The following is a 20060-nucleotide window of genomic DNA, read 5'->3' on the forward strand; positions in this document are numbered from 1 at the left end:
ATTGTACCGTCTCAGGCCGGCGCCGGCAGCTTGCGGCGCTCCAGCACTTCAAAGACAAGCATGCCGGCCAGCATGGCGCCGGTAAACAGCCACGCCTTCGGCTGGCCCGCCAGCAGGGAGACGAGGGCGGGGCCGGGACAGAAACCGGCGATGCCCCAGCCCGCGCCAAAGGCCAGGCTGCCCAGCAGCAGGCGCCGGTCGATGCGCCGCGATACTGGCAATTGCATGGGTTCGCCCAGCAGTGCCGTGCTGCGCCGCCGCGCCAGCCAGAAGGCGGGCAGGGCCACGCCGATGGCGCCGCCCATCACCAGCGCCAGCGACGGGTCCCAGGCGCCGGCCAGGTCGAGGAAGCCGAGCACCTTGGCCGGGTTGCTCATGCCGGAAACGATCAGGCCCAGGCCAAAGACGAAGCCGCTCAACAGGGAAAGGATCAGCTTGCTCATAAGCTTGCTCACAGATGGCGCAACAGATAGACGGTGAGGAAACCGGCCGCCATGAAGGCGATGGTGGCCGCCAGCGAACGGGGAGACAGGCGCGACAGGCCGCACACGCCGTGGCCGCTGGTGCAGCCGGCGCCATAGCGCACGCCCATGCCCACCAGCAGGCCCGCCACGATCAGGGCGGGCGTGCCCGCATCGATCTGCACGGGCGGCAAGGCTTGCCACAGCGAATACAGCAAGGGCGTGCCGATAAGGCCGGCAAGAAAGGCGATGCGCCAGGCCAGGTCGCCACGGCGCGGCCGCAGCAAGCCGCCGAGGATGCCGCTGATGCCGGCGATGCGGCCATTGAACAGGATCAGCAGGGCCGCGGCCAGGCCGATCAGCATGCCGCCGGCCAGCGAGGCCCACGGCGTGAAATGCTGCCAGTCGATGTACATGGAAATACTCAGTCCGCTTCGTCGTTGAACGTGGGGCGTGGCGCGCAAAATTGCGCGTACAGCACTTGCAGCACGGCCAGCACGGGCGCGCTGGCGACGCGGTAATAGATCTGCTTGCCGTCGCGCCGCGTGGCCACCAGCATCTCTTCGCGCAGCACGCCCAGTTGCTGCGACAGGGTCGGCTGGCCGATGCCCACTTTTTGTTCGAGGTCGCTGACGCAATGCTCGCCCTGCGATAGCTGGCACAGCAGCATCAATCGGTCGGCATTGCCCATGGCCTTGAGCAGCGAGCTGGCCTTGTAGGCCGAGCCACGCATGGCGTCGAGGTTGTATTCGGCGTGTTGTGTTGCGACTGTCTCCATCGTGCCCTCCCACAGGCGGTCATATTGATCATCATGCGATAAACAATATACTAATCAATATACTGTTTTCCTGCTGGCGATTCGCACAAAAAAACAACAGTGTTTTTCGGCGATAGCGTGCTCATGCGAAGTGTGCGGCAGCGATAGCCATCACGCTATCAAAATGATAAATATTCGTAATTTAAAGTAAATAAGCGTAGCAAAATTGCCACGATTTGTGCTGTAATAAGAGCTCTTCAGAAAAATCGTGATACGCCCCCGTACAGGCGCATTGTCCGTCCAGGCGCAGGCCGGTTTTCGACCGCACCGCACGGTGAACCAGGGAGTCAAAGATGAAGTTACTTCAGCCGCTAGGCATGGCCATGCTGGCGCTGTTGGCGTGCGCCGGCAGTGCGGCGGCCAGCCCCCCGCCCACGACACACGCCCAGGTCGTGAGCGACGACAGTCTCGGTTTCACCAGCACTGCCGACAATCCCGGCTGGGACACACCGGACTTGCCGTATGCGCGCCTGCTGGCGCAGGGCACCATGCTCAACGCGGCCCCGCGCTGGAGCAGCACCGGTGCGCGCCACGGCGCACTGCCTCCGTCCGCAGCCGCCACGGCCCCGCCCGTGCAGCAAACGAACGTGCCGCCGCCCGTGCCCGAAGCGAGCATGGTCTCGATGCTGCTGGTGGGGCTGGGCTTGCTGGCCTTTAGCATGCACGGTGAAAAACAGGAAAAATTCGATAGCTGACCCTATTCCGGCAGCCGATGCCGCTGCCTTAAAAAAAATTCCGCCTTGCGCGGAATTTTTTTGCCTGCCGTGCCTGGGTTGATGCTCACTTGATGCTCACTTGTCCAGCAAGCGGCAAACCCGTTCGATATTACCCACAGGAATGCCCGACTTCAGGGCGCGCGCGATGCAGGCCGCCTTGTCCGTGCCCGAGGCGGAAATCAGCACGAAGGCCGTGCCCAGGACGCTGACGGCGACCAGCAATATCAGCACGCCCTTGACGATCTCCCAGTTCATGGCGTGTCAGCAATCTCATACGTGAAAGCATAATAATGCTTGCCCTCTTCGATGCGGATGGCCAGGCTGCCCGACAGGCCTTGCAATTGCTCCGTCCCCGTATCGGGCACCACCGTCACCGACAAGGCGGGCGCGCCGCGCGTCATCGTGCCGCTGTGCTGCAAATAAAAACTGCCGTGACGCCCGTCCAGCGTGCCTTCCACCCGCTCCAGCGCCACATAGCCTGCCGAGCCCGCCACGCTGGCGCGCGCGCTGAGCATCTCGCCCCGCGCACTGGCGTCGAGGGCGCCGTGGTAGCGCTTGCCGAGCGACAGGCGTCCCAGCCCCGATTGCGCGGCCGTGTCCGACAAGGTTTCCGGGGTGATGATGACGTCGAAGGTACCGCGAATGGTAGGCATCAGTACTCCTTGGAAAATGAAGAGGTGGCGGCCGCCTCCGGCCCGTTCAGCAGCACATGCAATTTTTGCATGGTGGCCCAGTTGCGCGAGGTGACGCCATCGCCGAGCAGCACGCCCAGCGCCGCCACCACCTTGCTGGCCAACACGCCATCGGGACACCAGGCATACGCGGCCCAGCGCCCCAGGACCAGCGCTTCCGGCTGCCACGGCCGCTGCGCCAGAGGCGCCAGGCGCTGCATGTCGGCCGGATTGTTCAGCACCAAGGTCAGCAGACGCGCCGCATCGGCCGCCGGCGCCAGGGTGTTTTGTTCGATCAGTTCGGCAAACTGGCTGGCCGACAGCACCGTCACCCGGGCCGCCACGCCCAGTTTCAGCACCAGCGCTTCCTCGATGCGGGCAGCGGCGTCGGCCGGCGCGACCTTGCCCCCGTCATACACGACGTTGCCACTGTTGAGCACGGTACGCACCTGCGCAAAGCCCAGGTCGCCCAGCAGCTTGCGCAGGTCGGCCATGGCCACGCGCTTGGCGCGGCCGACATTGATCCCGCGCAAAAGCGCCACTTGCTGACTATTTTCCATCTGTGCCATGTGTTGTCTCCTTGCCTATGCCTGGCCGGCCGGAACGCTGGCGGCGCCTTCCGGCAATGGCGTCACCTTGGGCAGGCGCAGCAGGAACGTCGCGCCCTGCCCCAAGGTGCTGCTGACCGTGATGGTGCCGCCAAACTGCTTGGCAATCAAGTTGAATACGATATTCAAGCCCAGGCCCGTGCCGCCCTGTCCGCGCCGCGTGGTGACAAACGGGTCGAACACGCGGTCGAGCATGTCGGGCGCGATGCCGCGGCCATTGTCGCGCACCTGCATGGCGATCCAGTCGTTGTCGCCGTGCACGCCGATATGGATGTGGCCGTCCGAGTCCGCATCGAAGGCGTGCTCGACGCAGTTCAGGACCAGGTTGGTCAGCACCTGCGCCAGCGCGCCCGGATAGCTGTCGAGCATGATGCCGGGCGGGCAATCGATATCGATGCGGATGCGCGTCTTTTTCAGGGTCGGCTGCAGGCTCGAGATGACTTCGCCGATATAGTCGCGCAATTCGAACAAACGGCGCGCTTCGCTGACCTGGTCGACGGCGATCTGCTTGAAGCTGTGGATCAGGTGCGCGGCGCGGTAGGCATTGTTCATGATCAGGCGCGCGCTTTCGCCGGCCGTTTCCAGGTAGCGCACGATATCGGTCTTCTTCACGCTGCCGCCCGCCACCGCCGCGCTGATGCCATCGGTGGCTTCCTTCAGCACCGAGGCGCTGGTCAGCGCGATGCCGACCGGGGTGTTGATTTCATGCGCCACGCCCGCCACCAGGCTGCCCAGCGAGGCCAGGCGTTCCGACTGCAGCAACGATTCCTGCGCGCGGCGCAATTCGTCCATGGCCTGCGCCGTCTCCTGCTGCGAGCGGCGCGCCATGTCTTCCGCCTCGCGGCTGCCCTCGATGATGGACTTGAGCTTGCGCTGCACGGCATTGAAGCCGCGGATCACGTCGCCCAGCTCGTCGCGCCGGTTTTCCGGCAGCTCTTCGACGTCATCGCTGCCGCGCGTGGCCAGGTCGAACAAGCCGTCGCGCAACTGTTTCAAGGGGCCAAAGACGATGCGCAGGCTCAGCGCCAGGGCGCCCACCAAAATGATGTCAAGTAGCAACACTTCCAGCACCTTGCGCCGCACTTCGCCGCGCAGGGCCGCATCGATCTGGGCACGGCTGAAATTGACGATGACCTTGCCGACGATCACCGGCTTGCCGCCCGTGGCCGCGGCCACGGCGTCGCGGAACACCAGCGGCGCCTCGACGGGCGTGCCGCCCATGGCCACGTCGGAGGTCAAAGGCACCAGGGTGCCGGCCGCGTCGCGCACTTCGCCCGCGAACAGGCCGACGGAGGCGTCGTAGACGCGGATGCCGACCAGTTCCGGCGGCAGCATTTCGGCCGCGACGATGCTGTCGACCTTGGATTTGTCGAGGTCCCACAGGGCGGACGGCAAGCTGGTCTGCAAGCGCGTCAGCACGCCGCTGCGCAGACGCGCGCTGCCCGATTCGAGTTCCTTGCTCAAGGTATATTGGGTATAGCTACCCGAAATGCCCAGCACCAGGGTGACGATCACGACAAAAAGCAGGGTCAGCCGGACTTGGATACTCACCATCAATCAACACTCCCCGGGCCAGGCCGCCAGCCCGCGGCGCGGGCGCAGTGACGTCAGCGGACAACAGCCTGAATCAAATGTACGGTATGACATGCTTATTGGCAAGATTTACAGCAATGCCGTTTTCCACCAGGCCTTGATACAGGTTGAGACATTGCGTCATGGCAATGGTAATATCCCGCAATCATCTAAGGAGTCGTCATGGCGGTCATGCATCAACATCTACCCCTGGAACAAGTTCGTCCTGGCATGGTCTTGTCGGATGTCTTGCTCGATGCGCATGGACAAGTGCTGTTGCCGCAAGGCGCGGTATTGACGGAAAACATGCTGGCCCTGATGCCGCGCCACAACATCGACATGCTGCCGATCCAGGCGCCGCCCCCCTCGCCGGAAGAAATCGCCGCGCAACAGGCGGCCGACAGCGAACGGCTGGCCTATCTGTTCCGCAAGCATGACCCCGAGGATCCCCTGGACGCGGCCACCACCTTGCTGCGCAGCTATGTCACGGCTTACCGCCTGGGCACGGGAGAGGCCGCATGAGCACCCAGTTGACGCTCGACGACATCGTCGCCCACCTCGATGACTTGCCTTCGCTGCCCGCCGTCGTCATGGAACTATTGAACAGCATCGACCAGGAAGACGTCGATATTTCCGTGCTGGCCAAAAAAGTGTCGTACGACCAGGCGCTGACGGCGAAAACCCTGCGCCTGGCCAACTCCTCGCAATATGGCTTGCAGGTGAAAGCCACCACCATCCAGCAGGCGATCACTTACCTGGGCTTCCAGACCACGCGCAGCCTGATCACGTCGGCGGCCATCACGGGTTGCTTCCCGGAAGGACGCTGCCCCGGTTTCGACGACAAAGCCTTCTGGCGCCATTCGGTGGCGACGGCCGCCTGCGCCAAGGTGCTGGCGCGGCAAATCCGCTTCAACCAGGATTACGCGTTCACGGCCGGCTTGCTGCACAACATCGGCCGCCTGGTGCTGGTCAGCAGTTTCCCCGCGCACTATGCGCAAGTCATCGCGCACCAGGCGGCGCACGATTGCAGCCTGCTCGAAGCGGAGCAAACCGTACTGGGCGTGGATCACGTGCAGGCCGGCGTGGCGCTGGCCGAACACTGGAATTTTTCCGACACGATGCGCCTGGCGCTGGGCAACTATCTGCAGCCGGACACGCCGGGAGCAGGCTTCCTCGCGTCGCTGATCCACGTGGCCAATGCCGTCGTCTGCGCGCTCGACCTGGCGCAGGCGGGCGACGACATGGTGCCGCGCGTCTCGCCGGTAGCCTGGGATGCGCTGGGCCTGGGCGAAGACACGTATCTGCAGCTGTTCCGCGAGACGGAACTGCGCTACGACGAAATCACCTCGGCACTGCTGAGCTAAACATGGCCGCAAACGCAAACGGCTCTCGCTGCGAAGCGAAAGCCGTCAAGGGTACTGCGGTGTGTCCATGCTGCACGGTCCACGCCGGCCTGTTGCCGCCAGCAGCTACGCAAGCGGCACAGTCAGCGCGCCACCGCCGCATCAGTGCGCGTAATTCGATTCTTGCGCATCGCCGCGGTCTTCCGCCTTTGGACGGCCCTGGGCGTCGGACAGACGATACTTGGTGCGGCGGTCGCCCATCAAGTCGCGCAGGTCACGGATGCTCATGCCCGTCACTTCGTGCATGCGGATCAGCAGCGAGGCGCCGACCGGCAAGCGGTGATGGCGGATCTTGCTGATGACGGGTGGCGCCACTTCGAGCAGACGCGACAGGGCTGCATCGTTTTTCAGCTGCATCTTGCTCAGCAGAATATCCAGCAGGTGGTTCGGGTTGTAACTCTCTTGCGATGCTAATGCATGATGTGCCATGATTTTTCCTCGTCTGGTGAATGTAGAAAATAATGCCGATACGAACTTAAGGCTGGCTTAGAGTGTTCAAATAAACGTCTGTCATCGGATTCAGCCCTCCCCCGCCCTTCCTCCGTATCGCACTGCCTGCACAGGACTCGCACAGCCACGCCCAGCCAACGTACGCAATTTGCCGCGTGAGTAAAAGCACGTGCAATTCACTGAAATGAATTGCATATAAGGCAATATACTAGCCCAAACACGCAGCATCTGCGCCTCGCGCAAACTTCCTGATTGTTAAATATCAATCAAGCTGCTGGTTGGCTTGGCAACGATGCTATTTCAACACATTAGGATGCCAGCGGGCGCACACAAGGCTTTGCAGCAACTTGTTACAAATCAATGGTGTCGCACGGCAATAAATGCTTTTGAGCATCACTACTCAGGGCCACATATACAGGCGACAACCTTGTCGGCAAGGTAAGCACAACATGGCCCGCCCCGGCGATTTACGCTAAACTATGGCCTGAACTTGCAGCGAGCCTGCCGCCGGGCAGCCAGAGGCGCCCGGCCGGTCATCCACCGCCTCCCGCCCCGAGCGGCGCACAGCGCAAGCCCCCTGCCCAGCTTATTTGCAGCCACACTGATTTGCTCCATTATTTGTCCCACTTATTTGCCGCCACATTTACCGATAAGCACCCGACGCCATGCAGAAAAAAGTATTCATTAAAACCTTCGGCTGCCAGATGAACGAGTACGACTCGGACAAGATGGCCGACGTGCTGGGCGCCTCCGATGGCCTGGTGCGCACGGACACGCCGGAAGATGCCGATGTGATCCTGCTCAATACCTGCTCCGTGCGCGAAAAGGCGCAGGAAAAAGTGTTTTCCGACCTGGGCCGTCTGCGCGAGCTGAAACTGGCCAAGCCGCACCTGCTGATCGGCGTGGGCGGCTGCGTGGCGTCGCAGGAAGGCGACGCCATCGTCAAGCGCGCGCCGTATGTCGACATGGTCTTCGGCCCGCAAACCCTGCACCGCCTGCCGCAGATGATCGAGTTGCGCCGCGCCAGCGGCGACGCGCAAGTGGACATCAGCTTCCCGGAAATCGAAAAGTTCGACCACATGCCGCCGGCCAAGGTGGAAGGCGCCTCGGCGTTCGTTTCCATCATGGAAGGCTGCAGCAAATATTGCAGCTACTGCGTCGTGCCCTACACGCGCGGCGAGGAAGTGTCGCGCCGCTTCGAGGACGTGCTGACGGAAGTGGCGGGCCTGGCCGCCCAGGGCGTCAAGGAAATCACCCTGCTGGGGCAAAACGTCAACGCCTACCGTGGCGCGATGGAAGGCGGAGACATTGCCGATTTCGCCCTGCTGCTCGAATACGTGGCCGACATCCCCGGCATCGAACGCATGCGCTTCGTCACCAGCCACCCGAAGGAATTCACGCAGCGCCTGATCGACGCCTATGCGAAGATCCCGCAGCTGGTCGACCACCTGTATTTGCCCGCGCAGCACGGTTCCGACAAGGTGCTGGGCGCCATGAAGCGCGGCTACACGGGCCTCGAATACAAATCCATCATCCGCCGCATCCGCGCCGTGCGCCCGAACATGGCCATTTCGTCCGACTTCATCGTCGGTTTCCCCGGCGAGACCCAGGCCGACTTCGACGCCATGATGAAGCTGATCGCCGACGTGGGCTTCGACAACAGCTACAGCTTCATCTTCAGCAAGCGCCCCGGCACGCCGGCCGCCAGCCTGGAAGACGACACGCCGCATGACGTCAAGCTGGCTCGCTTGCAACAGTTGCAAGCGGTCATCGACGCCAACACGCGCAAATACAGCCTGTCCATGGTCGGCACCGTGCAAACCATCCTCGTCGAAGGCCGTTCGAAAAAGGATACGATAGATCGCGAACTGCAAGGCCGCACGGAAAACAACCGCGTGGTCAATTTCGACGCCGGCCCCGACGGTTTGCAACTGATCGGCCAGCTGGTCGACGTGCGCATCACCGAAAGCCATTCCTACACCCTGCGCGGCGAACTCGTCGCCAGCGCACCCGCATTGAAAAGAGCCAGTTGAAAACCAAAGCCCCGATACAGCCGCATTACTTCATCCCCGAGCCGCTCGACAACACGCGCCTGGCGCACCTGTGCGGCCCCCTCGATGAAAACCTGCGCCAGATTTCCGCCGCCCTCGACGTGACGATCTTCCGCCGCGGCGAGAAATTCATCGTCGGCGGCAGCAATGCCGAACGCGCCGTGGAAATCCTCGAACAGTTCTACGCCATCGCCAACAAGGTCGTGCCGCTGGAAGAAGTGCAGCTGGCCCTGGTGGAACAGCGTGCGGGCCTGTCCGCCGCCTCGGAACACCACGCCAACGCGCCCGTCAGCACCTTCGTCGAGCCGGATATCGCCAGCCCCGTGCTGAAAACCCGGCGCGCCGACCTGCGCGGGCGCACGCCGCACCAGATCGCCTACCTGCGCGACATCCTCGAGCACGACATCAGCTTCGGCGTCGGCCCGGCGGGCACGGGCAAAACCTACCTGGCCGTCGCCTGCGCCGTCGACGCGCTCGAACGCGACGCCGTCAAGCGCATCATCTTGACGCGCCCCGCCGTCGAAGCGGGCGAACGCCTGGGCTTCCTGCCGGGCGACCTGGCGCAAAAGGTCGACCCGTATCTGCGTCCCCTCTACGATGCGCTGTATGATTTGCTGGGCTTTGACCGCACGCAAAAACTGTTTGAAAAACAGGTGATCGAGATCGCCCCGCTGGCCTACATGCGCGGGCGCACCCTGAACCACGCCTTCGTCATCCTTGACGAGGCGCAAAACACCACCGTCGAACAGATGAAGATGTTTTTGACGCGCATCGGCTTCGGCAGCAAGGCCGTGGTGACGGGCGACGTCACGCAAGTCGACCTGCACAAGAGCCAGACGAGCGGCCTGATCGACGCCGTGCACGTATTGAAAGACGTGCGCGGCATCGGCTTCACGCAATTTAACAGCACCGACGTGGTGCGCCATCCACTCGTCGCGCGCATCGTCGACGCCTATGAAACGGCGCAGGCGGCCAACGCCGACGCCGCCCAGTTACTCCCCTTGTTGAAACCAGCTGCCGCCAAAAATGTCCGAAAAAAATAAACTGTCCCTGTCCGTGCAATACCCGGACGCCCGCCTGGAAACCCTGATCACGCGCCCGAAAGTGCGCCGCTGGGTCAAGGCGGCCCTGTTCGCCCCCGCCGAATTCACCATCCGCTTCGTCGACGCGGAAGAAGGCCGTACCTTGAACCGCGATTACCGCGAAAAGGACTACGCCACCAACGTGCTGACGTTCGCCTACAACGAAGGCGAAGAGTTAAGCGACGACGAGCCGACGCGCGCCGACATCATCCTGTGCACCGACGTGCTGGAAAAGGAAGCGGCGGAACAGAAGAAAAGCGTGGAAGAACACACGGCCCATCTGATCGTGCACGGCGTGCTGCATGCGCAGGGCTACGACCACATGGATGACGAAGAAGCGGCCGAAATGGAGGGCCTGGAAACGGACATCCTCGCAAAACTCGGCATCACCGACCCGTACAAGGAGTAAGACCATGGGAACCTGGGCCACTGACGCCTTCGGCAACGACTACGCCATGGATTGGGCGCAGGACTTGCACGAATATAAAACCCTGGAACTGGTCGAGACGACGCTCGACAACGTCATCGACAGCCAGGAAGCGGAGCTGGAAGCGCCGTTCGCCGCCGAAGCGCTGGCCGCGCTGGAAGTGATCGCCCGCCTCCTGGGCAAGCCGGGCGAGGACGATCCTGCCACGGCGGAAGTGGACGAGTGGGTCGCCGCCTGCAAGAAGAAGGTGACGCCGCCGCTGCTGGACAAGGCGCGCCTGGCCTTCGAGCGCATCACGGCCGAGTCGTCGGAACTGCGCCAGCTGTGGCAGGACAGCGAGCATTTCGCCGACTGGCAAGCCGACGTAGCGGCCTTGCGCGCACGCGTGCTGGGCCCGGACGCCGCGTAAAACATCGGGCAACGGCGCACTTCGACGTATTAAATTTGCATCAAAAGCGGGGAAATCCGGTATTCCCCCACTTTTGGTGTATCCTATATCCCTTCGCAACAACGGCTCACGCCTCCTATGCCCGAGCACCCTAGTGGCGTCAGAACTGACGTCAAGCCCCACCGGTCACTGTTTGAACGCCTGACCGCACTCATTTCCCCCGAGCCAGAGAACCGTGCAGAATTGCTCGATGTTCTACACGATGCGCATGAACGCAAGCTGATCGACGCCGACGCCCTGTCGATGATCGAAGGCGTGTTTCAGGTATCGGATCTCTGTGCGCGCGACATCATGATTCCCCGCTCGCAAATGGATGTCATCGACATCAGCAAGCCGATCGAGGAATGGATGCCGGAAGTCCTGTCCACCGCCCACTCGCGCTTCCCCGCGATCGAAGGCGAGCGCGACAAGGTCATCGGCATCCTGCTGGCGAAAGACTTGCTGCGTTATTACGCAGAAGAAACTTTCGACGTCCGCGACATGCTGCGCCCCGCCATCTTCATCCCCGAATCGAAACGCCTGAATGTGCTACTGCGCGATTTCCGCGCCAACCACAATCACATGGCCATCGTCGTCGATGAATACAGCGGCGTCGCCGGCCTGATCACCATCGAAGACGTGCTGGAACAGATCGTCGGCGATATCGAGGACGAATACGACTTCGACGAGGCCGAGGACAACATCCTCTCGCTGAAGGAAGGCCAGTTCGGCCCCCGCTGGCGCGTCAAGGCGCTGACCGAGATCGAACAATTCAACGAAGAAGTGGGCAGCCACCTGGTGGACGACGATGTCGACACCATCGGCGGCCTCGTGTCGAAGTACCTGGGACGCATGGCGCACAAGGGCGACATCTTCGACCTGGGCAATCTGCGCTTCGAAGTGCTGCGCGCCGATGCGCGCCAGGTGCACGTGCTGCTGGTCGAGCGCCTGCCCAACGTGCCGGAACTGGAACTCTGACATGCGCGTGCTGTAAATGCGTTTCAGACGCGCTGACCCCAACGCCCCCGCCAAACCGCCCCGCAGCACGTGGGCGCGCATGCTGACTGCCACCATCGCCGGCGCCGTCGCCGTGCTGGCGTTCGCCCCTTTCGGCTACTGGCCGCTGCAAATCCTCAGCCTGGGCGTGCTGTTCTACCAGGTGCTGCGTTCGTCCAGCGTCAAGGGCGGCGCGCTGATCGGCTGGGCCTACGGCTTCGGCTGGTGCGCGGCCGGCACGCACTGGCTGTACATTTCCATGCACCGCTATGGCGACATGGCCGCGCCGATCGCCGCCATCGCAGTGGCCCTGCTAGCCCTCCTGATGGCCATCTACGTGGCCCTGTCCATGGGCGCGGCCGCCTGGCTGCGCCAGCGCTGGGTGCTGTCCCTGCCCGCCATGACCCTGCTGGTGCTGCCCGCGACCTGGACCCTGTTCGAATGGACGCGCGGCTGGCTTTTTACGGGTTTCCCGTGGCTGGCCACCGGTTACGCCCACAACGCCAGCCCGCTGGCCGGCTTCGCCCCCATCGTCGGCGCCTATGGCCTGGGCTGGCTGGCGGCGCTGTCGGCCGGCGCCCTGCTCTTGCTGACGCACCGCACGCGCTGGTTCGCGCTGGGCGGCATCATCGCGCTGTACGCGGCCGGCATCGGCTTGCAGTACGTGGCGTGGACGCACCCGGTCGGACGCCCGATCACGGTGCGCCTGCTGCAGGGCAATGTGCCGCAGCAGCAGAAATTCGACCCCGGCTTCGTGCTGGGCGCCCTGCAGATGTACCAGGGCGCCATCACCAGCGCGCCGGCCGACCTGATCGCCACGCCGGAAACGGCCGTCACCGTGCTGCCGCACCAGCTGCCGCCCGGCTATCTGGATAGCCTGGCGACGTATGCGCGGCAGACGGGCAGCTCGATTTTGGTCGGCATGCCCGTGCTCGACGAGCAGCAGCGCTTCTACAATGCGGCCGTGGGGATCACGCCCAACGGCACGCCGGGACCGTACTCGTACTACCAGTACCGCAAGCACCACCTGGTGCCGTTCGGCGAATTCGTGCCGCCCGGCCTGCACTGGTTTGTCGCCATGATGGCCATCCCGCTGGGCGACATGGGCCGCGGCGCCGAGGTGCAAGCGCCTTTGGCCGTGCGCGACCAGCTGGTGCTGCCGAATATCTGCTACGAAGACTTGTTTGGCGAGGAAATCGCCGGCCAGCTGGCCAGCGCCCACCGCAGCGGCAAGCAGTCGGCATCCGTGCTGCTGAATATCTCGAACCTGGCCTGGTTTGGCGATTCGATCGCCATCCCACAGCACTTGCAGATTTCGCAGATGCGCAGCCTGGAAACGGGCCGCCCGATGCTGCGCTCGACGAATACGGGCGCCACCGCCGTCATCGACGGCAAGGGCGTGGTGCAAAGCCTGCTGCCGCCGGAACAGCAAGCCACCCTGGCGGCCAAGGTGCAAGGCATGGGCGGCATGACGCCATACATTCTTTACGGCAACAAACTGGTGCTGGCCCTAGCCGCGCTGGCCCTGCTGACGGCCTTCCTGCTGTCGCGCGCCGCCCGCCGTGGCCGCGCTGCGCAGCAATAAGCGGCCGATATTGCCCGAAGAGTCACAGTGGGCCCGTAAAAACCGCTAAAATTAGCAAAACCCCGGCCCGGACGCGCTTCCAAGCATGCGCCCGGGCTTCAAGCAAACCTTAACAAAGCGCAGCCTCCCGCGCGGCGAACTCATACGATGCTCACATTTCAACAAATTATCCTGACCTTGCAAACCTATTGGGACAAGCAAGGTTGCGCCCTGCTCCAGCCTTACGACATGGAAGTCGGCGCCGGCACCTTCCACACCGGCACCTTCCTGCGCGCGATCGGCCCGGAACCTTGGCGCGCCGCGTATGTGCAGCCGTCGCGCCGCCCGAAAGATGGCCGCTATGGCGAAAATCCGAACCGCATGCAGCATTATTACCAGTATCAGGTGGTGCTCAAGCCCGCGCCGGAAAACATCCTCGACCTGTATCTGGGTTCGCTGGCCGCCCTGGGCCTGGATTTGAAGCAGAATGACGTGCGCTTCGTCGAGGACGACTGGGAAAGCCCGACCCTGGGCGCCTGGGGCCTGGGCTGGGAAGTCTGGCTGAACGGCATGGAAGTGACCCAATTTACCTACTTCCAGCAAGTGGGCGGCCTCGATTGCAAGCCCGTGCTGGGCGAAATCACCTACGGCATCGAACGCCTGGCCATGTACCTGCAAGGCGTGGAAAACGTGTATGACCTGGTGTGGACCGAGTGGGAAGAGAACGGGGTCACGAAAAAGCTGACCTACGGCGACGTCTTCCACCAGAACGAGGTGGAGCAGTCGACCTACAACTTCGAGCACGCGAATACGGACCTGCTGTTCGAACAGTTCGGCAACTACGAAGCGGAAGCGAAGCGCCTGATCGAGCTGCAACTGACCCTGCCCGCCTACGAAAAGATCATGAAGGCCTCGCACAGCTTCAATATGTTAGATGCGCGTGGCGCCATCTCGGTGACGGAACGCGCCGCCTACATCGGCCGCGTGCGCACCCTGTCGCGCCTGGTGGCGCAAGCGTATTACGACTCGCGCGAGCGCCTCGGTTTCCCGATGCTGCCCGCCGCAGACCAACCCGCCGCCGCTTGATCGCCTAGCTCATACACCGCCGTACCAGACAAGAACACCATGAACCAAACACTGCTCATCGAACTGCTGACCGAAGAACTGCCGCCGAAAGCGCTGGCCAAACTGGGCGCCGCCTTCACGGCCGGCATCGTCAACGGCCTGAAGGCGCGCGACTTCCTGGAAGCCGACAGCGTCGCCACCAGCTACGCCTCGCCGCGCCGCCTGGCCGTCTCCATCACCAACGTGCGTGAAGTCTCGCCCGATAAATCGATCCGCGAAAAAGTCTTGCCCGTCTCCGTGGCGCTGGACGCGAACGGCAACGGCACCCCGCCGCTGGCCAAGAAACTGGCCGCGCTGGGCTTCCCCGACCTGACGGTGGCCGAGCTGGAACGCGCCGCCGACGGCAAGGCTGAAAGCTTCTTCTACACCTACACGGCGCCCGGCAGCCAGCTCGCCACGGGCGCGCAAGCTGCCCTGGCCGAGTCGGCCGCCAAGCTGCCGATTCCAAAGCTGATGAGCTATCAGCGCCCGGACGGCACCACCGTGCAATTCGTGCGTCCGGCCCACAGCCTGATCGCCCTGCACGGCATCAATATCCTGCCATTGACCTTGCTGGGTTTGACGGCCGGCCGCACCACCCTGGGCCACCGCTTCCTCACCGACGGCGAACCGATCACCATCGCGCACGCGGAAAACTATGCGCCGTCGCTGATTCTCAACGCCAGCGTCATCGCCAGCAACGAGGAACGCAAGGAGCGCATCCGCGCCCAGTTGCTGGACAAGGCCGGTGCCGACCAGGTGCTGATGCCCGAAGCGCTGCTCGATGAAGTCACGGCGCTGGTCGAATGGCCGGTCGTGTATGAGTGCCACTTCGAGGAAGAATTCCTGGCCGTGCCGCAGGAATGCCTGATCCTCACCATGCAGACGAACCAGAAATACTTCGCATTGACGGACAGCGAAGGCAAGCTGCGCTCGCGCTTCCTGATCGTCTCGAACATCGAGACGGACACGCCAGAGCACATCATCGGCGGCAACGAGCGCGTCGTGCGCCCGCGCCTGTCCGACGCCAAGTTCTTCTTCGAGCAAGACAAGAAGAAAACCCTGGCATCGCGCCTGCCGCTGCTGGCCAATGTCGTCTACCACAACAAGCTGGGCACGCAGGCGGCCCGCACAGAACGCGTCAAGTCGCTGGCCGGCGCCATCGCCGCCAAGCTGCAATATGACGTCGCCCTGGCCGAACGCGGCGCCCTGCTGGCCAAGGCCGATTTGCTGACCGACATGGTGGGCGAATTCCCCGAGCTGCAAGGCATCATGGGCACGTACTACGCGCGCCATGATGGCGAACCGGAAGAAGTGGCGCTGGCCGCCTCCGAACACTACCAGCCGCGCTTTGCCGGCGACAGCCTGCCATCGACCGCCACCGGCACCGCCGTGGCGCTGGCCGACAAGCTCGAAACCCTGGTCGGCATCTGGGCCATCGGCCTGGCGCCGACGGGCGACAAGGATCCGTTCGCGCTGCGCCGCCATGCCCTGGGCGTGCTGCGCATGCTGTTGGAAAAACGCTTGCCCCTGTCGATCCAGGGCTTGCTGGCCGATGCGGCTGCGCAGTTCGCAGCCGTTCCCGGCTTCAAGGACCCGGTCGCGGACGTCACCACCTTCATGCTGGATCGCCTGCGCGGCATCCTGCGCGAGCGCGGTTTCTCGCCGAATGAAATCGAAGCCGTCGTGGCGCAGAATCCGGACCGCCTGGACGACATCGTGCAGCGCCTGGAAGCCGTGCAGGCGTTTGCCGCCCTGCCGGAAAGCGCCTCGCTGGCCGCCGCCAACAAGCGCATCACGAACATCCTGAAAAAGAACGAAGAAGCCGTGAGCCAGGTCGCCGCCGGCGGCGTCAACGTGGCGCTGCTGCAGGACGAGGCGGAGAAAAAACTGGCCGCCGCCGTCTCGCGCGTGCAGCCGGAAGTTGACGCGGCCTTCGCCAAGGGCGACTTCACCAGCACCCTGCAAACGCTGGCGCAGCTGCGCGACGACGTCGATGGCTTCTTCAACGACGTGATGGTGATGGCCGAGGATGTCGCCCTGCGCAACAACCGCCTGGCCTTGCTGTCGTCGCTGCACGGCATGATGAACCGCGTCGCCGACATTTCGAAGCTGGCGGCATAATGGGCACGCCGGCGCTGAAACTGATTATTCTCGACCGCGACGGCGTCATTAATCATGACTCGCCGGACTTCATCAAGTCGCCTGCCGAATGGCTGCCGATACCCGGTTCGCTCGAAGCGATCGCCCGCCTGAACCAGGCCGGCTATCGCGTCGTCATCGCCTCGAACCAGTCGGGCATCGCGCGCGAATATTTCGACATGACGGTCTTGAACGCGATCCACCAGAAGATGCATACCCTGGCGCAGCAGGTGGGCGCCGATATCGATGCCATCTTCTTTTGCCCGCATGCGGGCGCGGACAATTGCGACTGCCGCAAGCCGAAGCCCGGCATGTTCCATGAAATTTCGCAGCGCTACAACACCAGCCTGAAAGGCGTGCCCACGGTCGGCGATTCGCTGCGCGACCTGCAGGCAGGCTTCATCAGCGGCTGCGTGCCCTACCTGGTCCTGACGGGCAAGGGCGAGAAGACCAATGAAACGGGCGGCCTGCCGCCTGGCACCCAGGTCTTCCCCGACCTGGCCGCCGTCGTCAGCCACCTGCTCAAGGCGCCAGCGACACCGGCGCCCACAGTGGCATTCAGTATCTAATCTTCGGAGAACCGCATTGCGTAATATTTCCCTGTTCCTGCGATCCCTGCTGTTCATGATCATCATGATCGTGGCCACCATCGTCTGGGCCTGCGTGTGCTTTTTTGCCGCGCCATTGAGCTACAACAAGCGCTATTGGGTCACCTCGCGCTGGAACGTGTTTATCCTGTGGTGTGCCAAGGTCATTTGCGGCATCCGCTATGAAGTCAAGGGCGCCGAGAACTTCCCCGATGCGCCGGCCATCGTGCTCTCGAAGCACCAGTCGGCCTGGGAAACCATCTTTTTGCTTCCCAGCCTGCCACGTCCGCTCGTATATGTGTTCAAGAAGGAGATTTTGTACATCCCCTTCTTCGGCTGGGCCATGGCGCTGCTGCGCATGATCCCCATCGACCGCAAGCAGGGCAAGCATGCGTTCAAGAGCGTGGTAGCCCATGGCAAGCGCCGCCTGGCAGATGGCCAATGGATTATCATGTTCCCTGAAGGCACCCGCATTCCCGTGGGCCAGGCGGGCAAGTACAAGAGCGGCGGCACGCGTTTGGCTATCGCCACGGGCGCCGTGGTGGTGCCGATTGCGCATAATTCAGGCGAATGCTGGCCCAAGCAGTCATTCCTCAAACGCCCGGGACTGATTACCGTCTCGATAGGCAAACCGATTTCGCCGGAAGGGCAAACCCCGGACAGCATGATGCAACAGGTGGAAAATTGGATAGAATCAGAAATGCGCGTCATTTCGCCTCACGCCTACAACGCTGGCTAGACGGCATCAGCGCGGTCATCCAGGAGCCGACACTGCGCCAGCAGATGAAGACCATCAGGGTCGGCGACCAGCAACTGGATTTGTTCGCGCATGACATCTCGACCAGCACACCCCCGGCGGTGCGCCCCACGGCACCGCCAGCGCCGCCCGTGGCGCCACCGCTAGTGGCACCCGCGCCCCCCATCGCTCGTCCTGCCCCGCCTCCCCTGCCTTCCCCGCCACGCACCGCCGATGGCCCGCCACTGCGCCAGCTGCAACTGGGCAGCCACCTCGTCGAATTTGCCCTGCGCCGTTCCACGCGCCGCTCCATCGGCTTCATGATCGACGATAACGGCTTGCGCGTCACGGCGCCCAAGCGCGTCACTCTGGCAGAAATCGACAACGCCATCCGCGCCAAGCAAGGCTGGATCGTCTCGAAACTGCTGGAACGGGGCGAGCGCAAGGTGCAGCGCCAGCAGCGCCCGCCCGTGGCCTGGGTCGACGGCGCCGTGCTGCCCTACCTCGGCGGCGACATTACCTTAAGATTGCACCAGGCGCCGCGCCACCGCGCCAGCTTCCAGCGCGAGACGAATGAGCTGCACGTATGGGTCACGCCCACGGGCAGCGAACAGCAGTTGAAGGAAAAAGTGAAGGGATGGTTCCAGCACGAAGCGCGCCAGCTGTTCGAGGCGCGCCTGGACGTGTATGCGGACAAGCTGGGCGTCCAGTACGATTCCTTATCGCTGTCCTCGGCCGGCACGCGCTGGGGCAGCTGCACCATCGAGCGCAAGATCCGCCTGAACTGGCGCCTGATCCATTTCGCCCTGCCGCTCATCGACTACGTGGTGGCGCACGAACTGTCGCACCTGCTGGAAATGAACCACAGCCCCCGCTTCTGGGCCACCGTGGAATCGATCTATCCCGATTACGATGGCGCCAAACAGGCGCTCAGAAAACGCTCGCAGGAATTGCCGGTCCTGTTCAATTAAGCTGGCAGCAAAGGCTGGACCGCAGCGATCGTGCGCGGCGTGGCGCCCCGGTGCTGGCTGGCAAACGCCAGCGCTTTTTCTCCCATGGCCGCCAGGCGCGCGGGATCCTGCAGCAGGGCCGCCGCCTGCGCCATCAGCGCGTCGGCGTCCGCCACCAGCGCGGCACCGCCTGCGGCAATCGCCTGCTCGGTCACCAGCGCAAAATTGAAGGTGTGGGGGCCGATCAGCACGGGCTTGCCCAGGGCCGCCGGCTCGATCAGGTTTTGCCCGCCCAGCGGCAGCAGGCTGCCGCCCACGAAAGCGCAATCGCAGGCCGCATAATACGCAAACATCTCGCCCATCGAGTCGCCCAGCAGCACCTGCGTGCCCGCCGCCACGGCATCGCCCTGCGCCAGGCCGGACCTGCGCTGCACGGCCAGGCCGTGCGCCGCGATGAGTTTTTCCATCTCGTCGAAGCGCTGCGGATGACGCGGTACGATCAGCAGCAACGCATTCGCGGGCAGGTTGACGCGGGTCAAGGCGTCGAGGATCAGCTGCTCTTCCCCTTCGCGCGTGCTGGCGCACAGCAGCACGGGGCGCTGGCCGATGGCGCCGCGCAACCAGGCGCCTGTCGCCAGCGCCGCCTCGGGCACGACGACGTCGAACTTGATGCTGCCCGTGACGACCACGTCCCGCACACCCAGCTGGCGCACGCGATCGGCGTCGTCCTGCGTCTGCGCCGCGACCAGGGTGATGCCGCGTGCCGCATCGGCGATGAGTTTACCCAGGCGCTGCGCCTTGCCCAGCGATCGCTGCGACAGGCGCGCATTGGCCAGCACCACGGGTACTTTGTAGCGATTGCATTGGTGGATCAGGTTTGGCCACACTTCCGTCTCCATCAGGATGCAGATGCGCGGCGCAAAATGGCGGATGAAACGGGCCGGCATGGCGCCCGTGTCATACGGCAGATAGCTTTGCACCAGGCGCGCGCCGTGTTTCGCAAACAGTGCCTTGCCCGTGGCGCGCCCCGTCGGCGTCATGTGCGTGAGAACGATGCGGCACGCGGGCCATGCGGCCAGCAGCGCATCGATCAGCGGTTCGGCCGCGCGCGTCTCACCGACGGAGACGGCGTGCAGCCAGATGGTGTCGGTAGCGGATGTCGGCCGGCGTCCATAAAAGCCCAGACGCTCGCCCCAATGCTGGCGGTAGCCGGGTTCCTGGCGTCCGCGCAGCCACAGCCGCGCCAGCACCAGGGGCAAGGCCAGCCACCAGGCAAGGGTATAAAGAAGTCGCATA

The 20060-nt window shown here is 63.6% G+C and carries 23 protein-coding genes; 14 read left to right on the forward strand and 9 right to left on the reverse strand.

Annotated features, from left to right (window positions below):
* Positions 1–11 precede the first annotated feature (11 nt).
* The 3 genes from VPH40_RS13740 to VPH40_RS13750 are packed head-to-tail and all read right to left on the reverse strand — an operon-like array spanning position 12 to position 1239.
* Positions 12–443 carry a YeeE/YedE family protein gene (locus VPH40_RS13740; protein WP_328573697.1) on the reverse strand — a complete coding sequence of 144 codons (432 nt, stop codon included), beginning with the start codon at positions 441–443 and terminating at the stop codon, positions 12–14.
* A gap of 8 nt (positions 444–451) precedes the next feature.
* Entirely contained in the window at positions 452–877 is a 426-nt protein-coding gene (locus VPH40_RS13745; RefSeq protein WP_328573698.1) for a YeeE/YedE family protein, read from the reverse strand.
* Between the two features lie 8 nt (positions 878–885).
* Positions 886–1239: an ArsR/SmtB family transcription factor gene (locus tag VPH40_RS13750; protein WP_035822023.1), complete on the reverse strand. Its 354-nt coding sequence runs from the start codon at positions 1237–1239 to the stop codon at positions 886–888.
* Positions 1240–1571: 332 nt separating this feature from the next.
* Between VPH40_RS13750 and VPH40_RS13755 the strand changes: the two genes are divergently transcribed.
* Positions 1572–1973: a hypothetical protein gene (locus tag VPH40_RS13755; RefSeq protein ID WP_328573699.1), complete on the forward strand. Its 402-nt coding sequence runs from the start codon at positions 1572–1574 to the stop codon at positions 1971–1973.
* A gap of 96 nt (positions 1974–2069) precedes the next feature.
* Here the strand turns inward: VPH40_RS13755 and VPH40_RS13760 are convergent, their stop codons facing one another.
* The 4 genes from VPH40_RS13760 to VPH40_RS13775 are packed head-to-tail and all read right to left on the reverse strand — an operon-like array spanning position 2070 to position 4827.
* The gene (locus VPH40_RS13760; RefSeq protein WP_099666566.1) at positions 2070–2249 is read right to left on the reverse strand and encodes a hypothetical protein; all 180 of its coding nucleotides are present in this window, start codon (positions 2247–2249) and stop codon (positions 2070–2072) included.
* Positions 2246–2647, reverse strand: coding sequence for a DUF3224 domain-containing protein (locus VPH40_RS13765; protein ID WP_328573700.1), 402 nt, complete (start codon positions 2645–2647; stop codon positions 2246–2248). Before VPH40_RS13765 ends, VPH40_RS13760 begins: the two co-directional genes overlap by 4 nt.
* Complete coding sequence (locus tag VPH40_RS13770) at positions 2647–3234, reverse strand: DUF1697 domain-containing protein (RefSeq protein WP_099666564.1); 588 nt, start codon at positions 3232–3234, stop codon at positions 2647–2649. Before VPH40_RS13770 ends, VPH40_RS13765 begins: the two co-directional genes overlap by 1 nt.
* Positions 3235–3249: 15 nt before the next feature.
* Entirely contained in the window at positions 3250–4827 is a 1578-nt protein-coding gene (locus tag VPH40_RS13775) for a sensor histidine kinase (RefSeq protein ID WP_328573701.1), read from the reverse strand.
* Between the two features lie 201 nt (positions 4828–5028).
* Here VPH40_RS13775 and VPH40_RS13780 point away from each other — a divergent pair, with 201 nt between their 5' ends.
* Positions 5029–5367 carry a hypothetical protein gene (locus VPH40_RS13780; protein WP_070257435.1) on the forward strand — a complete coding sequence of 113 codons (339 nt, stop codon included), beginning with the start codon at positions 5029–5031 and terminating at the stop codon, positions 5365–5367.
* A complete protein-coding gene (locus tag VPH40_RS13785; RefSeq protein WP_251350307.1) occupies positions 5364–6209 on the forward strand; it encodes an HDOD domain-containing protein in 846 nt (281 codons plus the stop codon). Before VPH40_RS13780 ends, VPH40_RS13785 begins: the two co-directional genes overlap by 4 nt.
* A gap of 141 nt (positions 6210–6350) precedes the next feature.
* Here VPH40_RS13785 and VPH40_RS13790 read toward each other — a convergent pair whose 3' ends face one another.
* Positions 6351–6677: a hypothetical protein gene (locus VPH40_RS13790; protein ID WP_034746769.1), complete on the reverse strand. Its 327-nt coding sequence runs from the start codon at positions 6675–6677 to the stop codon at positions 6351–6353.
* Between the two features lie 686 nt (positions 6678–7363).
* Between VPH40_RS13790 and miaB the strand changes: the two genes are divergently transcribed.
* The 11 genes from miaB to VPH40_RS13845 all read left to right on the forward strand — a co-directional run bounded on the left by miaB (position 7364) and on the right by VPH40_RS13845 (position 18785).
* Positions 7364–8731, forward strand: a complete 1368-nt coding sequence (gene miaB, locus VPH40_RS13795; protein WP_328573702.1) for a tRNA (N6-isopentenyl adenosine(37)-C2)-methylthiotransferase MiaB — start codon at positions 7364–7366, stop codon at positions 8729–8731.
* On the forward strand, positions 8728–9792 hold the full coding sequence (locus tag VPH40_RS13800; RefSeq protein WP_099666560.1) for a PhoH family protein: 1065 nt from the start codon (positions 8728–8730) through the stop codon (positions 9790–9792). The genes miaB and VPH40_RS13800 overlap by 4 nt, the downstream gene beginning before the upstream one ends.
* The gene (gene ybeY, locus VPH40_RS13805; RefSeq protein WP_099666559.1) at positions 9776–10240 is read left to right on the forward strand and encodes an rRNA maturation RNase YbeY; all 465 of its coding nucleotides are present in this window, start codon (positions 9776–9778) and stop codon (positions 10238–10240) included. Before VPH40_RS13800 ends, ybeY begins: the two co-directional genes overlap by 17 nt.
* A gap of 4 nt (positions 10241–10244) precedes the next feature.
* On the forward strand, positions 10245–10667 hold the full coding sequence (locus tag VPH40_RS13810; RefSeq protein WP_099666558.1) for a DUF4259 domain-containing protein: 423 nt from the start codon (positions 10245–10247) through the stop codon (positions 10665–10667).
* A 117-nt stretch (positions 10668–10784) separates the two neighbouring features.
* Positions 10785–11663 carry an HlyC/CorC family transporter gene (locus VPH40_RS13815; protein WP_071075558.1) on the forward strand — a complete coding sequence of 293 codons (879 nt, stop codon included), beginning with the start codon at positions 10785–10787 and terminating at the stop codon, positions 11661–11663.
* Between the two features lie 79 nt (positions 11664–11742).
* Positions 11743–13266, forward strand: coding sequence for an apolipoprotein N-acyltransferase (gene lnt, locus VPH40_RS13820; RefSeq protein ID WP_328573703.1), 1524 nt, complete (start codon positions 11743–11745; stop codon positions 13264–13266).
* Between the two features lie 147 nt (positions 13267–13413).
* Complete coding sequence (gene glyQ / locus VPH40_RS13825) at positions 13414–14331, forward strand: glycine--tRNA ligase subunit alpha (protein ID WP_034780177.1); 918 nt, start codon at positions 13414–13416, stop codon at positions 14329–14331.
* A 39-nt stretch (positions 14332–14370) separates the two neighbouring features.
* On the forward strand, positions 14371–16473 hold the full coding sequence (glyS, locus tag VPH40_RS13830; protein ID WP_328573704.1) for a glycine--tRNA ligase subunit beta: 2103 nt from the start codon (positions 14371–14373) through the stop codon (positions 16471–16473).
* The gene (gene gmhB / locus VPH40_RS13835; protein WP_072455078.1) at positions 16473–17060 is read left to right on the forward strand and encodes a D-glycero-beta-D-manno-heptose 1,7-bisphosphate 7-phosphatase; all 588 of its coding nucleotides are present in this window, start codon (positions 16473–16475) and stop codon (positions 17058–17060) included. Before glyS ends, gmhB begins: the two co-directional genes overlap by 1 nt.
* Before the next feature lie 16 nt (positions 17061–17076).
* A complete protein-coding gene (locus tag VPH40_RS13840; RefSeq protein WP_034746739.1) occupies positions 17077–17817 on the forward strand; it encodes a lysophospholipid acyltransferase family protein in 741 nt (246 codons plus the stop codon).
* Between the two features lie 44 nt (positions 17818–17861).
* Positions 17862–18785, forward strand: coding sequence for a M48 family metallopeptidase (locus VPH40_RS13845; RefSeq protein ID WP_328573705.1), 924 nt, complete (start codon positions 17862–17864; stop codon positions 18783–18785).
* On the opposite strand, the gene waaA is transcribed toward VPH40_RS13845, so the two are convergent.
* Positions 18782–20059, reverse strand: coding sequence for a lipid IV(A) 3-deoxy-D-manno-octulosonic acid transferase (waaA, locus tag VPH40_RS13850; protein WP_328573706.1), 1278 nt, complete (start codon positions 20057–20059; stop codon positions 18782–18784). The two genes, VPH40_RS13845 and waaA, sit on opposite strands and share 4 nt — an antisense overlap.
* Position 20060 lies beyond the last annotated feature (1 nt).

The organism is Janthinobacterium sp. P210005, from assembly GCF_036231865.1.
Lineage (GTDB): Bacteria > Pseudomonadota > Gammaproteobacteria > Burkholderiales > Burkholderiaceae_D > Janthinobacterium > Janthinobacterium kumbetense.

What these genes read in the sequence shown, in the direction of transcription:
- gmhB (WP_072455078.1), top strand. Translation starts at nt 16,473, where the DNA reads ATGGGCACGCCGGCGCTGAAACTGATTATTCTCGACCGCGACGGCGTC.
- VPH40_RS13765 (WP_328573700.1), bottom strand. Translation starts at nt 2,647, where the DNA reads ATGCCTACCATTCGCGGTACCTTCGACGTCATCATCACCCCGGAAACC.
- miaB (WP_328573702.1), top strand. Translation starts at nt 7,364, where the DNA reads ATGCAGAAAAAAGTATTCATTAAAACCTTCGGCTGCCAGATGAACGAG.
- glyS (WP_328573704.1), top strand. Translation starts at nt 14,371, where the DNA reads ATGAACCAAACACTGCTCATCGAACTGCTGACCGAAGAACTGCCGCCG.
- VPH40_RS13845 (WP_328573705.1), top strand. Translation starts at nt 17,862, where the DNA reads ATGAAGACCATCAGGGTCGGCGACCAGCAACTGGATTTGTTCGCGCAT.
- VPH40_RS13780 (WP_070257435.1), top strand. Translation starts at nt 5,029, where the DNA reads ATGGCGGTCATGCATCAACATCTACCCCTGGAACAAGTTCGTCCTGGC.
- VPH40_RS13750 (WP_035822023.1), bottom strand. Translation starts at nt 1,239, where the DNA reads ATGGAGACAGTCGCAACACAACACGCCGAATACAACCTCGACGCCATG.
- lnt (WP_328573703.1), top strand. Translation starts at nt 11,743, where the DNA reads ATGCTGACTGCCACCATCGCCGGCGCCGTCGCCGTGCTGGCGTTCGCC.
- VPH40_RS13770 (WP_099666564.1), bottom strand. Translation starts at nt 3,234, where the DNA reads ATGGCACAGATGGAAAATAGTCAGCAAGTGGCGCTTTTGCGCGGGATC.
- ybeY (WP_099666559.1), top strand. Translation starts at nt 9,776, where the DNA reads ATGTCCGAAAAAAATAAACTGTCCCTGTCCGTGCAATACCCGGACGCC.
- VPH40_RS13760 (WP_099666566.1), bottom strand. Translation starts at nt 2,249, where the DNA reads ATGAACTGGGAGATCGTCAAGGGCGTGCTGATATTGCTGGTCGCCGTC.
- VPH40_RS13785 (WP_251350307.1), top strand. Translation starts at nt 5,364, where the DNA reads ATGAGCACCCAGTTGACGCTCGACGACATCGTCGCCCACCTCGATGAC.
- VPH40_RS13745 (WP_328573698.1), bottom strand. Translation starts at nt 877, where the DNA reads ATGTACATCGACTGGCAGCATTTCACGCCGTGGGCCTCGCTGGCCGGC.
- VPH40_RS13755 (WP_328573699.1), top strand. Translation starts at nt 1,572, where the DNA reads ATGAAGTTACTTCAGCCGCTAGGCATGGCCATGCTGGCGCTGTTGGCG.
- waaA (WP_328573706.1), bottom strand. Translation starts at nt 20,059, where the DNA reads ATGCGACTTCTTTATACCCTTGCCTGGTGGCTGGCCTTGCCCCTGGTG.
- VPH40_RS13790 (WP_034746769.1), bottom strand. Translation starts at nt 6,677, where the DNA reads ATGGCACATCATGCATTAGCATCGCAAGAGAGTTACAACCCGAACCAC.
- VPH40_RS13775 (WP_328573701.1), bottom strand. Translation starts at nt 4,827, where the DNA reads ATGGTGAGTATCCAAGTCCGGCTGACCCTGCTTTTTGTCGTGATCGTC.
- VPH40_RS13740 (WP_328573697.1), bottom strand. Translation starts at nt 443, where the DNA reads ATGAGCAAGCTGATCCTTTCCCTGTTGAGCGGCTTCGTCTTTGGCCTG.
- VPH40_RS13815 (WP_071075558.1), top strand. Translation starts at nt 10,785, where the DNA reads ATGCCCGAGCACCCTAGTGGCGTCAGAACTGACGTCAAGCCCCACCGG.
- VPH40_RS13810 (WP_099666558.1), top strand. Translation starts at nt 10,245, where the DNA reads ATGGGAACCTGGGCCACTGACGCCTTCGGCAACGACTACGCCATGGAT.
- glyQ (WP_034780177.1), top strand. Translation starts at nt 13,414, where the DNA reads ATGCTCACATTTCAACAAATTATCCTGACCTTGCAAACCTATTGGGAC.